The sequence below is a fragment of the Candidatus Symbiothrix dinenymphae genome (assembly GCF_001431085.1).
In genome coordinates this window covers 1-533 of sequence record NZ_BBRU01000302.1, presented here as the reverse complement: position 1 = coordinate 533, position 533 = coordinate 1, and the positions used below count along the sequence as shown (strand labels likewise).

At 44.8% G+C, this 533-nt stretch carries 1 pseudogene; it reads right to left on the bottom strand.

The window, feature by feature from the left end:
* Positions 1–533: pseudogene (locus ASC50_RS03790) on the bottom strand (ATP-binding protein); the annotation flags it as partial.

Below are 533 nucleotides of genomic sequence, written 5' to 3'. Positions count from 1 at the left end.
GGGTATTCGAGTGTTTCAACGCGATTCATTCCTTCAAACGAGATATTGCGAATCAAAAACTTGTGGTCGATTGTGCGCAAAACCCTGTCTAACACCTGAATAATATTTCCGTCTTCCATCTCCTGAAAACGAATGGTGAAACCGTCGTCTTCAAATTTGCCTATTTTCACGAAGGTATTCGGATAAAACCGTCCGGGGTCTTTGCCGAACAATACGATTGCCGCTCGTTTGAGTTTGCCGTTTTTCGATAAACGCAGTTTCTCCAACAGTTCGGGCGTGGAAAGTCCGTCAATATCGGGCAAACGTCCGGCTTCTTCTGCTTTCCGCAAATATTTTTTTATGGTTGCCTCATCAATATCATCAAACGAAGCATCTTCTTCAATCACATCGTCCCAAGTGTGACCTGCACGTTTGAGCAAAAATTCGTTTAGAGCCGCCCCTGTCAATTCCTGTTTCACGCTTCCGCTACGGTAGTAATACCTGCCGCGCAAAGAAATCGGTACAGAATAGGGCTGTACGATAATTTGAAGACG